A 16,583-nucleotide genomic window follows, 5' to 3' on the forward strand; every position below is an offset into this window, starting at 1 on the left:
GGTCACTCGTCCGGCAGCATCATCTGTTCCACTGTTGCGGGCGGCGCGTCGGACAGTGTCGACTCGACCCATCGCGACCCGTCATCGGTGATGTAGGACCCGTTGTTCGGGTCGTAGGCACCCTGTCGGCACAACTGCACCGTCGCCGCCCGCCGGCCCGGGAACTCCTGGCACGGCAGGTTGCGTGCACCGCGGATCGCGCTGGGGTCGTCCGGCGCAACCTTGCAGTACAGGTCGGTCGGCGTCGGCACGGTGTCGACTTCGACGGGTGATCTGCGTTGGTCGGCGGGGAGAAAACCTTCCGTGCACGGCGGCGGGTCGTTGAGTTGTGCGGCGAAGTACGTGTTCTGGCCGGGGTCACCGGCGTCTGCATTCGCCTTACCGGTGCCCTGCGTGGCGGCGATGAGTGGGGGATACAGAACCAGGATCTGTTCCAGCGCAGCGTTATAGGTGACGGCTACCTGCTCGACGCTGATCAGGTTCGACAACAACAAGGGGAGTGTGGGGCGCAGGTCCTGGAACAGTCCCGACACCGCAGCGCCCAGGGGTTCACCACCGTCGATGACGGATCGTAGGTTGCCGTCGCGCGCCGACACCTGACCGGTGACGGTGGCCAGTGATGCGGCCCATGACCGGATGGCGTCACTGCTCGCGGCGGTCGCACCGAGCACCGGGTCGAGATCGGTGACGAGGGCCGCGATCGGGTCGATATTCTCCCGCGTCGCCGAGGTGACGGACCCGAGCGAGTCGAGCAGCTCGCCGAGGGTGTCGCCGTCGGCACCCAGCGCGAGGGAGCTGTCGTCGAGAACGCGGCCGAGAGTCACCGGGTCGACGGAACGGAACGCGGCGTCGAGCCGGTCGATGGTGGGGGCCACCGACGTGGGGATGGTGGTGCGGTCGATCGGGATGACCGATCCGTCCCCCAGAAAGGGCCCGTCGTCCGTGTCGGGCAGGAGATCGATGAACTGTTCGCCGATGGCCGACATGCTGTGCACCTCGGCGCGTGTCGACGCAGGAACCGACACGTCCGACGACAGCGAGACGACAGCGGATGCACCGGTGGGAGTGACGCGCAGGGCACTGACCTTGCCGATCTCGCTGCCGCGGTAGGTGACGTTCGCGTTGGTGTAGAGACCGGCGCCCCCCGCGAGCTCCACAGTCACGCTGTACCGGCCCAGCCCCAGCTCTTGCGGAATGCGTGCGTAGTGGACACCCGTGATCCCCACCGACAGCACTGCCACCACGGCGATGACCGTCAGCTGGACACGGAGTCGGACAGTCGGAGTCATGGTGCGCCGTTCTGTGGCAGAAGGTTCGGGGGCAAGAGGTTCGGGGGCAGTAGCAGGTCGTTCACGGTGGGAAGCGTTGGCGTCGGCGTGGGTGCCATGGCGCCCACGGCTCCCTCGAGCCCGGCGAGCATCCCTTCGAACGGTGTGCCGAGGAGAAGAGCGTTGTCCAGCGTGGCCATTCGGAGATCGAGCGTCACCTCGCCGTTGGCGTAGTCGCCGCGCACCGCGTTCTTGTAGACGTCGATGGGGAACGGATAGGTGAGGAGATACCGGAATGATTCGGTGAGTGATGTTCCCGAATCCGCGAGAGACTTCAGGACCGGGCCCAGATCGTCCAGTGCTGTGACGAGGTCGTCGCCGGTGTCGTTCACGATGGCCTCCGCCGTCGTGCCGAGGCGTCCGAGGGAGTCGAGGGCCGAGACCAGGTCCCCCCGGCGATCCGACAACACGGTCAGAGCCGGAGCCAGCGCGGTGACCGCGTCGCCCAGGACCGCGTCGTTCGCGGCGACCGTCCCGGCGAATCGGTCCAGATCCACGATGGCGTTCTGGATGTCGCTCTTCTGATCGTCGAGTCCGACGAGCAGTGTCTCCAGACCCGCCAGGACCGAGCGCAGCGACTCCTCGTTGCCGTCCAGTGCCGCGTCCACCTCGGTCGTGATGTCGTTGATGCGGGCGAGCCCACCCCCGTTCAGTACCAGGGACAACGACGACAACGTCTGCTCGGTCGTCGGATACGCGCCCGCCCGGTCGAGGGGGATCACATCGCCATCGGAGAGTCGACCCTGGGCGTCTCCCGTTGTCGAAGCGGCCAATTCGATGTGGGTCGATCCGAGGAGGCTCGTCTGCCCCACCGATGCGACGGCATCGGCAGGGAGTGCAGTACTGCCGTCGAGACGCACGGTCACCTCGGCGTGCCCGTCGACGAGCGCCAGATCGGCCACACGTCCGACGGTGACGTCGCCGACGAGGACTCGCGCGTTGCGTTCGATCGTGGAGACGTCCGGCATCTCGATGACCACCTCGTACGATCCGGGACCGTCCCCCGCTGTGCCCGGCAGCGGAAGCGAGTTCAGGCCCTGCCATCCGCACGCCGACAGCAGTGTCGACGAGCACAGAACGAGTGCCACCGACGACGCGGCCTTCCGTGTCGTCATCGCCCACCCTCGCTGTCGACGATCTGGCCCGGCAGAGCGCCGACACCCTTGATGGGGTTCGCCTGCAGGGGCAGGTAGTCGAACGCGAGAGTCTTCAGCAAAGGACCCAGGTACCGAACACACGACTCTGCTCCCTCCTGCGCTCCCACCTGCTCGGCGGCGGCGATGGCCGAACAGACGAAGTCCATCGGATTCGCGAAGTTGTTCGGCGCCAACGACGACACGATCGCGTTGTGCGCCGGCTGGTAGATGTTGTTCAGATTCGACAGCGCAGTAGGCGCTACGTGGAGGATCTGCGCGATGCCGTCCCGCTGGGACGCCAGCTCGGCCGTGAGCTCCTCCAGGCTGCCCAGCGTGGTTGCGACGCCCGTCCTGTTCTCGCGGACGAAGCGCTCCACGTCCGACACCGCGCCGTCCAATGATGCCAGCGCGCTGCCGATCTCGTCCTGATCGTCGGCCAGCACGGAGGTGACCGAGGCCATCGTCTCGTTGAACGTGACGATCTGCTGATCACTCGCAGCGAGTGCCGACACGAAGACCTGGAGGTTGCGCACGAGGGAGTAGAGGTCGGTTCTACCGTCCGAGAGCGTGCGCATCGCGTCGGACAGCTGGGTCAGCGTGGTGCGGATGTCCTGCCCACGCCCGCCGATATTGGCGTCCACCGCATCGACGAGCGCTCCGAGGGGCCTGGCGGCGTCGACCGAGTCGGGCCCGGTGGGGCCCTGCGGCGCGAGCGTTTCGGACACGCGAGCGAGTTGTTCGGTGATGCGGTCCCACTCGACGGGCACTGCGGTCCGATCGAGCGGGATGGTGTCGGCGGATCGGAGGGTGTCGCCGCCGTCGTACGCCGGGGCGAGCTGGACGAAGCGCGACGCCACCACACTCTGCGAGACGATGACCGCCTTCGCATCGGCCGGAATGGGGTACGACGAGTCGTAGCGCAGTCCCACCTCCGCGTGGTCGCCGCGAGGCTCGATCGAGGTCACCGAGCCGATGGTCACTCCCATCAGGCGCACGTCGTCACCGACGTAGAGACCGGTGGTGTTCGCGAACTCCGCCGTCACCGCAACCGAGGTGAACCGCGGCACGATCGCATAGGACGCGGTCGCAGCGACGACGAGGAACAGCACGACGCCGACGAGCCTCCTGGTCATCGGGGTGCTCCGTTCAACGCAGTCAGCGGATTGACGGAGGTGGAATCGGCCGGAGCCGGGCCCAGTCCGAGGGCAGCCCGGATGAACGGGCTGATGACCTGGCCGGGGATCAGGTTCTGGATGTACGAGTTGAAGAACGGTCCGCTGGACACCGCCTCGCCGAGTTGCGTCACGTACGGCCCCAGGTTCTCGATCGCGGCGGAGATGTCCGCCTTGTTGTCGGTCAGGACGGTGAGGACGGAGTCGAGCGAGGCCAGTGTCGGCGCAAGCTCGGCCTGGTTGTCGGCCACCAGTCCGCGCAGTTGGTCCGCCAACCGCGTCACGGTTCCGAAGAGTGTGTCCACGGCGCCGCGTCGTCGGTCGAGTTCGGCGAGAACCGTGGCCGCATCGACGATGAGCGTGTCGACCTGCGCACTGCGGTCTGCAAGGACGCCGGTGACCTTCTCGGCCGACGCCAGGAGGTCACGCAAGCTCTCGTCCCGCGACGCGACCGTCGCGGACAAACGACCCACCCCGTCGATGGCGCGGCCCAGGTCGTCCGGTGTGCGGTCGAGCATCTCGGTGGTGGCGGCGAGTGAGTCGGTGAGCTGCTCGGTGTCGATACCGGCTGCGTCGTCGGTGAGGTCGCCCAGAGCGTCCGTGAGCTGATACGGGCTGGTGGTGCGGTCGAGCCCCACGGGTTCCGTCGTCGACAGGCGGCCGGCGCCACGCGGATCCATCCGGAGGTTCTTGGTGCCGAGGACGGTTTCGGTGGCGATGGCGAGACGGGTATCGATGCCGGGCAGCACCTTTCCCTCGACCGAGAACGTCACCAGGACGGCCTGTCCCGCGACCGCGATGTCGGTGACCGTCCCTACCCGCACCCCCGCGACCTCCACGGCGGCGCCTGTCTCGAGTCCTCCGGTGTCGAGGAACAATCCGCTGTACGACGTTCCGGCGGAGACGATCGGCAGTGCGGCCGCGTTCATCGCTGCTGCTGCGGCGATCACCACGAGGAAGGTGCCGACGATGCCGGTGCGGACGGTGTCGACCGTGCGAAAGCGTTCCATCATGCTGGGGCACACCTTCCCGAGTTCTGACCGATGAGCGGTGTCGTCAGGCCCCGCCCGTCGGGCGTGTCGATTTTCAACCTGATGCCGCACAGGTAGTAGTTGAAAAAGTTCCCGTACGCGCCGAGGCGGCTGAGGGAGGCGTACGTGTCCGGCAAGCGAGTGGTGATGCTCGCGATGGTGTCCTTGCCGGCATCGAGTTGTGCTGCCGTGCGCTGCAACTGGTCGACGGTGGTGTCCAACGGCGGACGTGCGTCGACGAGCAGGTCGCCGATCGTGGCGGCCGAACTGTCGATGCTCGTCAGTGCCTCACCCCAGGTCCGGGTGTCGGCAGCGAGGCCGGACACCAGCGTCCGAGCACTGTCTATCGCGAGGGACACGTCGTCCTGGCGCCCTGCGAGTGTCGCCAGGGTGGTCCGCAGATTCGTGATCAGCTGTCCGATCACCTCGTCACGGTCTGCCAACGATGACGTCAGACTCGCGAGCCGCGCCAGCACCGAGGCGACGGTGCCGCCCTGCCCCTGAAAGACGTCGACGAGTTCGCCGGTCACTCTGTTCACGGTGCTGGGGTCGAGGCCGGAGAACAAGGGTTGGAATCCGCCCAGGAGTCGGTCCAGATCCAGTGCAGGAGAGGTCCGGTCGACCGGGATGGTGACGCCGGCAGCGAGAGGCGCGGCGTCACCGGCAGTGTCGGCCAATTCGAGGTAACGATCGCCGACCAGGTTCTGGTAGCGGATCGTGGCCGTGGTGGACTCGGTCACGGTGTACGCATCGGTCACGTCGAACTCCACCACGGCGTGGTCGTTGTCGACGATGTCCACCGTGCCCACCGATCCGACCTCCACACCCGCCACTCGGACGAATTCACCACTGCGCAAACCGGACGCGCTGGTGAAGAGCGCCCGGTGGGTGGTGGTCGAGTCGAAGCGGACCTGGCCGAAGACGACCACCAGGGCGGCGAGCACCAGGGTCATGGCGACGACGAAGCTCGTGAGCCGAACGAGGTTGCTCCGGTGACTCATCGAGTCGTGCTCGGTGCTGCGAGACCGCCGGGGAGGAAGTCGATGATGGACGTCGGGTCGAGGACGGGGGCGGTGGTACCGGCGCGGAACGGGTTCGATCCGGTGTCGGCGCGGACGTAAGGAGCTGGAATATCGTTGTCGGACAACAGCGGTAGCGCACCGCACCGGGGCCCGCCGGTGGCGGCGACCTTCGGTAGGTCGGTGGCGTACTCGTACGCCGGCACCCCGAACAGCACGGTGCTGTTCAGCAACATCGTGCGGCCGTTGCCGCCGGAGACCTTCTCCGCGGCCTGCCGTGCGATGTCGGCGCCCTGAAGGAAGCACGTGAACTCGGGGGAGTACTCCCGCAGCAACCCGGTCGTCGGGACGAGATCGGCCACCGTGGCTGTCACTCCGTCGGCGTTCTCCGCGAGAACGGTGCGAGCGTCGGTCGCCGCTCCCGTCAGTGATGTCAGGGCGGGGCCCAGCGCATCGGTGCTGTCGGTGACCGTGCGCGCGGTGGTGGTCAGCGAGGCCAGAGTACTGACCAGATCCGGTGCGCTGTCGCCCAGTGCACCTGATGTGACAGCAGCGGAACGCAGGTCACGTCGGAGTGTGGGAACGAGCGGAGTGACCGCCCCGAGCACGGTGTCCAGGTTCTCGATGGTCGTGCCCAGCGCGCGGCCGCGACCGTTCAGGGCGGTCGAGAGCGCTCCCAGGGTGGTGTTCAGCTTCTCGGGTTGCGACGCGACGAGAACGGACGTCAGCGATTCGAACACGGAGTTCACCTCCACGGTGACGGAGGAGGCGGCGATGACGGCGCCGTCGGCGATGGGCACGGCGGACGGTGCCGGAGGAGCAGTGAGGGTGACCATCTTCGATCCGAAGATGGTGGTGGCGGCGATGGTGGCCCCCACATCGGAGGGCACCGAACCCGCGATGTCGCCGCGGAGGCGGAGGTCGATCACGGCTCCGCGGGTCGACGGGCGGACCTGCGAGACGGTGCCGATCTCGACACCGTTCATCTTGACCAGGGCGCCGCGCTGCATCACCAGCCCGGCGCGATCGGACTGCACCGACACGGTGACCGACGGCATGATCGCTTCCCTGACGGTGCCCCGATAGGCGAGGTAGGCCGCCGCGACGACTCCGACGATCAGCAGAATCGACAGGAGCGCAGCACCTTTGAGGCGTGCGGAGGATTGCGTCATGTCACCCTGCCAGGTGCACGGATCGTGCGCTACCGTACAGCGCGAGCGAGATCAGCAGTGTGACGCTGACGACCGTGATGAGGGACAGTCGCACGGCGCGTCCGGTGGCGGTGCCGACGCCCGCGGGACCCCCGGAGGCGGTGTAGCCGTAGTAGGTGTGGATGACCATGACCGCGACGGCCATGACGATGACCTGGACGAACGACCACAGAACGTCGGTCGGGACGAGGAACGTGGAGAAGTAGTGGTCGTAGACCCCGCCGGACTGGCCCAGCACCACGACTGTCGCGACCCGGCTCGCGAGGAACGACGTGATGAGTGACAACGCGTAGAGCGGAACCACGGCGACGATGCCCGCGACGATGCGGGTGCCGACGAGGTACGGCAGCGACTTGATCGCCATGACCTCGAGCGCGTCGATCTCCTCGCTGATCCGCATGGCGCCGAGCGCTGCCGTGGTCCCGGCGCCGATGGTCGCGGCCAGTCCGACTCCCGCGGTGACCGGTGCGACGACCCGGACGTTGACGTAGGCGGCCAGGAACCCGGTCAGCGCGTCGACCCCGATACTTCCGAGCGAGTCGAAACCCTGCACCGCGACGGTGGCACCGGCGAACAGCGTGAGGAAGCCGAGAATGACGATACTGCCGCCGATCGCGGCGAGAACCCCGGTGCCGAGGGAGATCTCGGCGATGACGCGCATCGTCTCCCCGCGGTACGACCGGACGGCTCGGCCGGTGGACGCAAGTGCACGCGTGAAGAAGATCGCGCGTTCGCCGAGTACATCGACCGCTCCGGAGGCAGCGTTCGTCCGGCGTCGCATCGCAGCGGCGACGTCGCTCATCTCGAGAACCATCAGCGGCCGCTCACGGCGAGGCCCACGGAGGTGAGGACCAGGTTGGCCAGGAACAGGGCGACGAACGAGAACACCACGGTCTCGTTGACCGCCTCCCCGACGCTCTTCGGTCCACCCCGCACGGACAGTCCGCGGTAACAGGCGACCAGCGCGGCGAGGAGACCGAACAGTGCTGCCTTCACCTCGGAGAGCAGCAGTTCCGGAAGTCCCACCAGCAGCGTGACTCCTGCGGCATAGGCACCCGGCGTGACGTCCTGGAGGTACACGGAGAAGAAGAACCCGCCCACCAGTCCGATGGTGCACACGGCGCCGTTCAAAAGAGCCGCGACGAGGGTGCAGGCGAGAACGCGAGGCAGGACGAGGCGGTGTACCGGGTCGATGCCCAGCACCTCCATCGCATCGACCTCCTCGCGGATGGTGCGCGATCCGAGGTCCGCGGCGATGGCGGTGGCCGCAGCGCCGGCCACGACGAGAACGGTCACGAGCGGCCCGATCTGGGTGACGGCGCCCAGACCTGCGCCCGCACCGCTCAGATCGGAGGCACCGATCTCGATAAGCAAAGAGTTCAGGGTGAAGACGACCAGCACCGTGAACGGGACCGACATCAAAATCGTCGGCAGCAGGGACACCCGGGCGATGAACCAACTCTGATCGACGAACTCCCGCCACTGGAACGGCCGCTTCGCGAGTGCTCGGGCGGTGTCGAGTGCCAAGGCGTAGAACTCCCCGAGAGACGACACCGCGCCGCGTGCCGCCGACGTGACTGCGCGCGAGGTGGAGACGCTCACCGGCCTACCCGACCGGGTTGTGTCCGTTCGTGGTCCATGCGACCTGCCCTTCCGGCGATCCTCGGCACAGCGTCTGTGACTCAGGACACCATACCGCACTGTATGGTGTGTTCGAACGGTTTCGACGATCCGGCCTTGGGAGACATGAATGTCGTTGTGCAGCAGACTCATTTACGTGGTGCTCATCGCGATCGGAGTCCAGGCGTGTGTCGTGGCTCCGGCCATGGCCGGCCCGGCGGATCCGTGCGTCGACACTGTTCTCCTGGTGCACGATCTGGGTTCCTCCGCGGCGGAGTGGGACGGGTGGACCGACGACCTGATGAGTCGGGGGTGGTGTCCTGTCGCATTGACCTACGGCGAATCGGCTCTCACGGAGGCGCTCCGGCCGGTCGCCACGGTCGCCGGTCTGGCTGCCCTCGAGGACTCAGCGTCGCAGGTGCGGTCAGCGATCGACGGGATCATCTCCCGCACCGGGGAGTCGCGAATCCGCGTCGTGGCACGCGGTGCGGGAGCGTTGGCCGTGCAGTCTGCACTGACCCGCTCTATGAACGACGGACTTGCCCCCGTGTCCACACTGGTCACGCTCGGACCGCTCTGGCGCGGAACGAACCTCGCCGGGGCCGGCACTATCGCCGCGTTCAACCGCGGTATCGGTATCTACGACGAGCTGGCCCGCCTGGAGGAGCCAGTGGTGGGTCCATGGTGCGGGGCGTGCGGTGAGATCGTCACGGGGTCGACGTTTCTCACGACTCCGCCCGTCGATGTACCGGTGGTCGGCGTGCGGTATGTCGACGTCGCCACGGCGACCGACGGACTCGTGACCGATCCGCTCACGAGTGCGATGCCGGGCAGTGAGGCGATCGTCGTGCAGTCCGTCGATCCGACGAGCACGGTCGACCACGGCCAGCTCTCGGGCGACGAGCAGGTCCGGCGACTCGCGCTGGACGCCCTCGGTCGGGTGTGACCCGGCGAGGTGATCGTACGATCGACGGATCAGTCGAGCATCACGACACGAAGGAGAGCGATGGCACCCGAAGCCGCGTCCGGCGATGCCCGCACCCGGAGTGGCGCCCCCGCGCGTCGACGGCGTGGCAGTGAGAAGAAGTCGGCGCCCGCGCCACGGGCTCCGCGGCTCACCGTCGACGACTGGATCGACGCCGCCTTCGCACTGCTGGTGAGCGAGGGCGTGTCGGAAGTGAAGATCACGACGTTGTGCGAGCGGCTGAAGGTGACCAAGGGCAGCTTCTACTGGCACTTCGCTGATATCGACGAGCTGATGACCGCGATCGCCGACAAATGGTGCGACGAGCAGAACGACACGCTTCGCGGGCTTGCGCAGGTGGACACCGTACCCGTGGACGCGAGACTGCAGGTGATGGCGGAACTGCTTCTGCAGGAACGTACCTGGGCTGTCGAGGCGGCGGTGCGGGACTGGGCTCGGACCTACGACAAGATCGCCGTGGTCGTCCGCGAGCTCGATCAGCGCATCTTCGACGTCGTCCAGAACTCGATGCGCGAACTGGGGTTCGACGAGGCCGAGGCACGGTTGCGAGCAGGCTTCCTCGTGTACGCGGGAATCGGTTTCGTGCATGCCCGCGACAACCTTCCCACGCCCACCCCGGACGAGGTGCGGGCGATGTTCGCCCTGCTGACCGCGCGGTAGTTGCCCGTCACTCCGCCGAAACGGGCCTGACACACCATACGGTGCGGTACGGTCAGCCCCGGCGCACTCGCGCCGCGGGCATGGGGGTGCGAAGTGGCGGAGGATTTCTCGGTCGGTCGTGACGGTGCGATGGCGCGCCGGCGGTTCCTGCGCAATCTGGGCTTGGCGGTGGCAGTGGGTGCGACGGGGTGTGTTGCCACCCGCGCTCAGGCTCAGCCGACCCTCTCGAGTCCGCTGCTGTTCCACTCGCCGGCACTGACGCCGTACATCGACGAAGTGGCTCCGCTACCTACTGTGCGCGGGGCCGACCACGTCGTCCGAACCGTGTCCACGATGCATCGATATCACTCGGGAGTGTCTGCGGCGCCCGCGATGGCGTACGAGGTGGACGGGGTGGCGACCACGGTGCTCGGCCCCACCCTCGAAGCGGTGTCCGGTCAACGGATGTCGCTCACCCTCACCAACGACCTCGGCCCGCATCCGTTCGCGCGCGATCTCGACACGAGTCTCCACGGAGTCTCGCCTCTCTTCCGGACCAGTCCGCCGACGGTGCTGCATCTGCACGGCGGGCTGACCCCGCCGGACAGCGACGGGCACGCCGAGCAACTCGTGCATTACGGTCGCACCCTGCGCTACGAGTTCCCGTTCCGCCAGGAGGCGGCGCACTTCTGGTATCACGACCACGCCATGGGAATCACCCGCGCGAACGTGTACGGCGGACTCGCCGGGAACGTCCTGCTCCGCGACCGCTTCGACACCGGCGAGCCGGGTAATCCGCTGGGTCTGCCCGCAGGTGAGTTCGAGATTCCGCTCGTACTGCAGGAGAAGATCCTGAATCCTGATGGCAGAGCGAGTCTGCGATCTACGCCCGTGGTGCCCGAGGGGTCCTGGGAAGGCGGGGCTGTCGGCGATCTCGGAGTGGTGAACGGTGCTGTGTGGCCGCGTATCCCGATCGCTCGCGGGGTGTACCGCTTCCGGATGATCAACGCCGGCTCGTACAGCGTCTGGAATCTCTACCTCGATCACGAGATCCCGTTTCTGGTCATCGGCAACGACGGCGGACTGCTCGATGCCCCGGTCGAGACCCGACACCTCCGGATCGCCCCGGGTGAGCGCTACGACGTGCTCGTGGACTTCGGTGCAGTCGAACCCGGCACGGCGGTGCGGCTGCTCAACGACGAGGCACCACCCTTCCAGGCCGCCCAACTGGGCGCCGTCGCCATGACACACTTCTGCCGCTTCGACGTCACCGCGGCTCGCGGCCATACGGGCACGGTTCCGAACAGTCTGCGCGACGGCGGATCTCGACCGGAACCCCTACCGCCGATCGCGACTCCCGACCGCCACCGCGTCGTCACCGTCAGTCAGCCCTACGCGCTACGGCTTCCGCCGGCCTACATGGCTCTCAACAATCTCCGCTACACCGACGGGGACATCGAGTCGCCCCGCGCCGGAACCACCGAGCGGTGGGACATCGTGAACATCACGGCGGATCCGCATCCGATCCACCTGCACCTGGTGCACTTCCGTATTCTCGAGCGCGTCCCGCTACGCACCGTCGAGCTTCAACTCGCTCATCCGCAACCCGCAGTCGGGACCAAGTGGACGCCGTCACCGGAACCCTTTCTCGCCGGCCCGGGTCTCCCTCCGGCGCCCTGGGAGAGCGGGTGGAAGGACACGGTGCGGCTCGATCCCGGCACCGTGACTCGCATCGTCGTGCGATTTCCCACCGCCGAGGAACTCGACTTCGATCCCGACGCCGTGTTCCCCCGGCCGCCCGAACCGGGTGCTCTGGCGTCCTACGACCATGCAGCTCACAGCGCACCGGCCGGGGATCTGCAGGGCTACATGTGGCACTGCCATATCCTCGACCACGAGGATCACGAGATGATGTTGCGGTACCGCGTGATTCGCTGAGGTGGGGGAGGTGCTCACCCGCTGGCGACGTCCCTCACGTATCTCCGTGGCTGGTGTCACCCCCGACGAAGTAGGTCCCGACCGAGGTGCTGGGCGAGTTCAGTAACCAGGCCGTCATGTGACCTCACCCAGGGCGTAAGCGTCGTTGTGCGGGCCATGCGTCCGGTGCATGGTGTTGCCGACAGGGTCGGCATTGTGCTCCAGGTCGACGAAGTCGCAGTCTGTGACATGAGCAACTATGAGCGACCGTTACGCAATCCGGCTGATGGTGAGCCAGACATCGAGGGGACACATGAGTCGAATAGTGATAAGTGGTGCGTCGGGTGATCTGGGTCGACGTGTGGCGAGCGACCTGTTGCACCGTGACCCCCACCGCGATCTCACGCTGGTGACACGGTCTCCGGCGACGCTGCTTACCGAAGGCGCAGGGGTGTGGGTCCGGGCGGGTGACTACCAGGATCGTTCGTCGCTCGACGAGGCGTACCGGGGCGGCGACACCCTGTTTCTCATCAGCGGTCTCAACCTGGGGCGTCGCGTCGAGGAGCACCGGAACGCCATCGGGGCGGCAGCGGCGGCGGGCATTCGCCACATCGTCTACACATCGGTCGGCGGTGTCCAGCCCGGAAATCCGGCACTGTCTGCCATCGACCACCTGCAGACGGAGTCCGATCTCCGTGACAGCGGGCTGGACTACACGATTCTCCGTAATCAGCTGTACGCGGAAATCGTAGCCGCCATCTGGCTCGCGCCGGCGGCCGCGGAAGGCGTCCTGGAAATGGCCACGGGACACGGCTCGTTGGCGCCGGTCTCGAAGGTCGATATCGCCAGAGTGGCGGCGTCCGTCCTCGACGATCCCACGCGCCATGCACGCGCCGTGTACGAGATCACAGGGCCGGATCTCCTTTCGATGGACCAGATCGTGGAACTTGGACGCGAGGCGTGGGACACGGAGATCGCGTATCGGCCCGTCTCGGAGAGCGCGCGTCTCGAGTTCTTCGATTCGGCCGGCATCCCCCGTACGTACGACCCCGCGATGGCTCCCAGTGCCGACGGTCACCTCTGGGCCAGTGACGAACTCGTGTCCGCCGATCTTGCCGTCGCGCAGGGCTACCAGGCGCTGCTGTCCGGACACGTGGAACAGATCACCGGTCAGGCGCCCGTTCCTCTGCGCTCGGTACTCGAGCAGTTGCACGGCGTCCGATACGACGAGATCGCCCTTTCCCGTTGACCGTTCATCACCGATCAGAACAGCGAGTGCCTCACATGTCACTACAAGAAGATGTCGTCTCGATGCCGCCGGCAGCATCACTGTCCGATGTGCCGGCCTATCCGGACGTGCCCACCTATCTCAACATCCTGGGGAGCCTCCACGTCTGGGAGGGGGACGGCTGGAAGAAGGAGTCGATGTCGTGGAAGGAGGGAGCTTACATCGGGTCCAACCTCAGCGGAATTCCGGAGATGACGTTCCGGGGTCCTGATGCGCAGGAATTCCTCTCGCGGCTCAGCATCAACAACGTCTACACGTGGCCGTTGGGAAAATCGAAGCACCTGGTGATGCTGGACGACGACGGGTACATCGCCAATCACGGCCTGGCGGTCAGGGACGGTGAGGACTCGTTCCGGCTGTTCGCATCCATGCCGTGGCCCCTGTACAAAGTGCCATCGATGGGTCTGAACGTCGACGTAGCGTTGCGAGACATTTTCATCTTTCAGGTCGCTGGTCCGCAGTCGCTGGCTGTCCTGGAGGAACTGACGGGCACATCGCTGCGGTCATTGGCATTTCTCGGCATCCAGAAGATCGACGTGCAGGGCATAGATGCTTCGATAGAGATCGAGCTCTCTCGGATCGGGATGTCCGGCACGCTGGCGTACGAGGTGCGCGGACCGCTCGAGCACGGTCCGGCGGTCTTCGACGCTGTGTACAAAGCAGGCCGAGATCACGACATCACTCGTCTCGGGTGGCGCACCTACGTCGTCAACCACACCGAAGGTGGTTTCCCGCAGCAGGGTTGCACATTCCTTCCGGCGGCCTTCAAGGATCCAGGTTTCGTGACTCACCCGATCTTCGGCGCGGCCCTACCGCCGCATCAGGTCAACGGGCAGCTCAGTGGCAGCGCGGAATCAGCAGACATCACCAAGCGTTTGCGTACCCCCTTCGAGGTCAACTGGGGCTGGATGGCGAAGTTCGACCACGATTTCATCGGTCGCGCCGCCCTCGAAGCCGAAGCGGCGGCCCCCCGGCGCAGGACTGTCGTTCTGAGATGGAACAAGGACGACGTTCTCGACGTGTTCGCGTCCCAGTTCGAACCGGGTGAGGAATACCGGCACTTCGAGTTTCCCACGACGCCGCAGTCACCGGCGGGCGACCACGCAGACGTCGTGACCAAGGACGGTGTGGAAGTGGGGATCTCGTCGCTGGCGGTCTACTCGTATTACTACCGCGAGATGTTGTCGCACTCGACGATGGATGTGGAGCTCGCGGAGATCGGTACGGAGGTCGTGCTCCGATGGGGGCATTATGGACGGCGAGTCAAGGAGATTCGTGCAACGGTGGAACGGTTCCCGTATCTCGATCTTCCGGCCAACAAGGATATCGATTTCGAGGCAGTACCGCCGAACTCTGTCCCTTCGTCGACCGTCGCGAAGGGGTGAGCCGGCCATGTCACTGGCAAGCTTGACCTCCACCGACCTCGGTACCCTCGTCATCCAAGGCGCTGACCGGGAGGGGATAGTTGCATCGGTCTCGTCGCTGCTGACGAAGTACGGTGCGAACATCGTGTCGCTGGACCAGCATTCGACGGATCCCCAAGGTGGTCGTTTCTTTCAACGTACGAGGTTTCACCTCGACGACCTGCCGGTTCGGCTTGCGGCGTTGAAGGACGACCTCGATCTGGTTCTGGGAGAGTTGGGTCAGTCCTATCAGCTCACGGAGGTGCGTACACCCAAGCGAGTGGCGATCATGGCGTCCAAGACCGATCACTGCCTGCTCGATCTGCTGTGGCGCCGCCGTCGCGGAGACATTCACATGAATGTGGCAATGGTGATCTCCAATCATCCCGATCTGGGTGACGACGTCCGCGGGTTCGGAATTCCTTTCTTCCACGTACCCGCCGATCGCGCGTCGCGGTCCGCCGCCGAGGCGGAGCACCTCAGGCTTTTGACGGGAAATGTGGATCTCGTCGTGCTGGCGAGATACATGCAGATTCTCACCGGTGATTTCTTGCGAGAGGTCGCAGTACCGGTCATCAACATTCATCACTCGTTCCTTCCCGCATTCATCGGCGCCGGCCCGTATCAAAAGGCGAAAGATCGTGGCGTGAAGCTGGTCGGTGCCACCGCGCACTACGTCACGGAGGATCTCGACGAGGGTCCGATCATCGAGCAGGACGTGGTCCGGGTGTCCCATGTCGAGTCGGCGTCCGAACTTCAGAGGCGTGGAGCCGATGTGGAGCGACAGGTGCTGTCGCGTGCTGTGCAGTGGCACTGTGACGACCGCGTCGTCCGGGACGGGAACCAGACCATTGTCTTCTGAACCGACTCCGTCAGTCCTGCTCGACGGGCGGGCTGTGTCGTCGTCGATTCGTAAGGCACTGCACGAGGACGTGGCCGAGCTCGTGGCCGCAACCGGGCGACGTCCCGTCCTGGCCACAGTTCTCGTCGGTGACGATCCCGCATCGCATACGTATGTTCGGATGAAGGTTTCTGCCTGCGCGAAGGTCGGTCTGGAGTCTCGCCGGGTGGATATGCCGTCGTCGTCGACCACGGAGCAGGTCGTCTCGCTTGTCGAGTCGTTGTCGAACGACCCGGACGTGGACGGGATTCTCGTGCAGCATCCCCTGCCGGCCGGAGTGGACGAACGTGCGGTGTTCGAGGCGATCGATCCCACGAAGGACGTGGACGGCGTGACGATGACGTCGTTTGCCGCCATGGGGCTCGGCGTGCCGGGGTATCAGTCCGCTACGCCGGGGGGAATCGTGCGACTCCTCGATGCCTACGACATCCCGATCGCCGGCTGCCACGCTGTCGTGATCGGACGAAGCGCAATTCTAGGCAAACCCATGGGGCTGCTGTTGCTCGCCCGCGATGCGACGGTGACCTGGTGTCATTCGCGCACAGGGGATCTGCGTGTTCATGTCGAGAAGGCTGACATCGTGGTCGCGGCGGCGGGGTCAGCCGGACTCGTCGAGGGAGACTGGATCAAGCCGGGTGCAGTAGTCATCGATGCCGGATACGCAGACAATCGTGGGGACGTCGACTTCGACGGCGCGATGGGACGGGCATCCCACATCACTCCGGTGCCCGGTGGCGTCGGACCGATGACCATCACGACGTTGCTCGCCCAGACTGTCCGGTCTGCGCAGTACCGACGGCGACACAACCGGATCTGACCGGGATCGAGAAGGTACCCGATGTTGCCAGGCGGCGACATCGGGTTCTCTCGTGTCTGCTGTCAGTTACAAAGTATGACCACTCGATGCCGGTCTCATGAGTCGTGCGCATGGTT

15 protein-coding genes are annotated in these 16,583 nt (G+C 66.0%); 7 read left to right on the top strand and 8 right to left on the bottom strand.

Going from position 1 to position 16,583, the window contains the following annotated elements; translation table 11 throughout:
• Positions 1-2 precede the first annotated feature (2 nt).
• Genes AC0IX4_RS04680 through AC0IX4_RS04715 form a run of 8 tightly spaced genes read right to left on the bottom strand, consistent with a single transcriptional unit; the run spans position 3 to position 8,451 of the window.
• Positions 3-1,289 (bottom strand): MCE family protein, encoded by a 1,287-nt coding sequence (locus tag AC0IX4_RS04680; protein ID WP_471828210.1) that lies wholly within the window; start codon positions 1,287-1,289, stop codon positions 3-5.
• A complete protein-coding gene (locus AC0IX4_RS04685) occupies positions 1,286-2,443 on the bottom strand; it encodes an MCE family protein (RefSeq protein WP_471828211.1) in 1,158 nt (385 codons plus the stop codon). Before AC0IX4_RS04685 ends, AC0IX4_RS04680 begins: the two co-directional genes overlap by 4 nt.
• On the bottom strand, positions 2,440-3,597 hold the full coding sequence (locus AC0IX4_RS04690) for an MCE family protein (protein ID WP_471828212.1): 1,158 nt from the start codon (positions 3,595-3,597) through the stop codon (positions 2,440-2,442). Before AC0IX4_RS04690 ends, AC0IX4_RS04685 begins: the two co-directional genes overlap by 4 nt.
• On the bottom strand, positions 3,594-4,649 hold the full coding sequence (locus AC0IX4_RS04695) for an MCE family protein (RefSeq protein ID WP_471828213.1): 1,056 nt from the start codon (positions 4,647-4,649) through the stop codon (positions 3,594-3,596). The genes AC0IX4_RS04690 and AC0IX4_RS04695 overlap by 4 nt, the downstream gene beginning before the upstream one ends.
• A complete protein-coding gene (locus AC0IX4_RS04700) occupies positions 4,646-5,668 on the bottom strand; it encodes an MCE family protein (RefSeq protein WP_471828214.1) in 1,023 nt (340 codons plus the stop codon). Before AC0IX4_RS04700 ends, AC0IX4_RS04695 begins: the two co-directional genes overlap by 4 nt.
• A complete protein-coding gene (locus AC0IX4_RS04705) occupies positions 5,665-6,858 on the bottom strand; it encodes an MCE family protein (protein ID WP_471828215.1) in 1,194 nt (397 codons plus the stop codon). Before AC0IX4_RS04705 ends, AC0IX4_RS04700 begins: the two co-directional genes overlap by 4 nt.
• 1 nt (position 6,859) lies before the next feature.
• On the bottom strand, positions 6,860-7,699 hold the full coding sequence (locus tag AC0IX4_RS04710; RefSeq protein ID WP_197074732.1) for an ABC transporter permease: 840 nt from the start codon (positions 7,697-7,699) through the stop codon (positions 6,860-6,862).
• 11 nt (positions 7,700-7,710) lie between these two features.
• A complete protein-coding gene (locus AC0IX4_RS04715; RefSeq protein ID WP_471828348.1) occupies positions 7,711-8,451 on the bottom strand; it encodes an MlaE family ABC transporter permease in 741 nt (246 codons plus the stop codon).
• Between the two features lie 223 nt (positions 8,452-8,674).
• On the opposite strand from AC0IX4_RS04715, the gene AC0IX4_RS04720 reads away from it, so the two are divergent.
• The 7 genes from AC0IX4_RS04720 to AC0IX4_RS04750 all read left to right on the top strand — a co-directional run bounded on the left by AC0IX4_RS04720 (position 8,675) and on the right by AC0IX4_RS04750 (position 16,467).
• Positions 8,675-9,463, top strand: a complete 789-nt coding sequence (locus AC0IX4_RS04720; RefSeq protein WP_471828216.1) for an esterase/lipase family protein — start codon at positions 8,675-8,677, stop codon at positions 9,461-9,463.
• A 60-nt stretch (positions 9,464-9,523) separates the two neighbouring features.
• On the top strand, positions 9,524-10,162 hold the full coding sequence (locus AC0IX4_RS04725; RefSeq protein ID WP_027504457.1) for a TetR/AcrR family transcriptional regulator: 639 nt from the start codon (positions 9,524-9,526) through the stop codon (positions 10,160-10,162).
• Between the two features lie 129 nt (positions 10,163-10,291).
• A complete protein-coding gene (locus tag AC0IX4_RS04730; RefSeq protein WP_471828349.1) occupies positions 10,292-12,079 on the top strand; it encodes a multicopper oxidase family protein in 1,788 nt (595 codons plus the stop codon).
• Between the two features lie 292 nt (positions 12,080-12,371).
• Entirely contained in the window at positions 12,372-13,307 is a 936-nt protein-coding gene (locus AC0IX4_RS04735; RefSeq protein WP_471828217.1) for an NAD(P)H-binding protein, read from the top strand.
• 35 nt (positions 13,308-13,342) lie between these two features.
• Positions 13,343-14,731, top strand: a complete 1,389-nt coding sequence (locus AC0IX4_RS04740) for a hypothetical protein (protein ID WP_471828218.1) — start codon at positions 13,343-13,345, stop codon at positions 14,729-14,731.
• Positions 14,732-14,738: 7 nt separating this feature from the next.
• On the top strand, positions 14,739-15,611 hold the full coding sequence (gene purU / locus AC0IX4_RS04745; RefSeq protein WP_471828219.1) for a formyltetrahydrofolate deformylase: 873 nt from the start codon (positions 14,739-14,741) through the stop codon (positions 15,609-15,611).
• Entirely contained in the window at positions 15,565-16,467 is a 903-nt protein-coding gene (locus AC0IX4_RS04750; RefSeq protein WP_471828220.1) for a bifunctional 5,10-methylenetetrahydrofolate dehydrogenase/5,10-methenyltetrahydrofolate cyclohydrolase, read from the top strand. Before purU ends, AC0IX4_RS04750 begins: the two co-directional genes overlap by 47 nt.
• Positions 16,468-16,583: the final 116 nt, after the last annotated feature.

It is taken from the genome of Rhodococcus sp. AC861 (genome assembly GCF_979256035.1).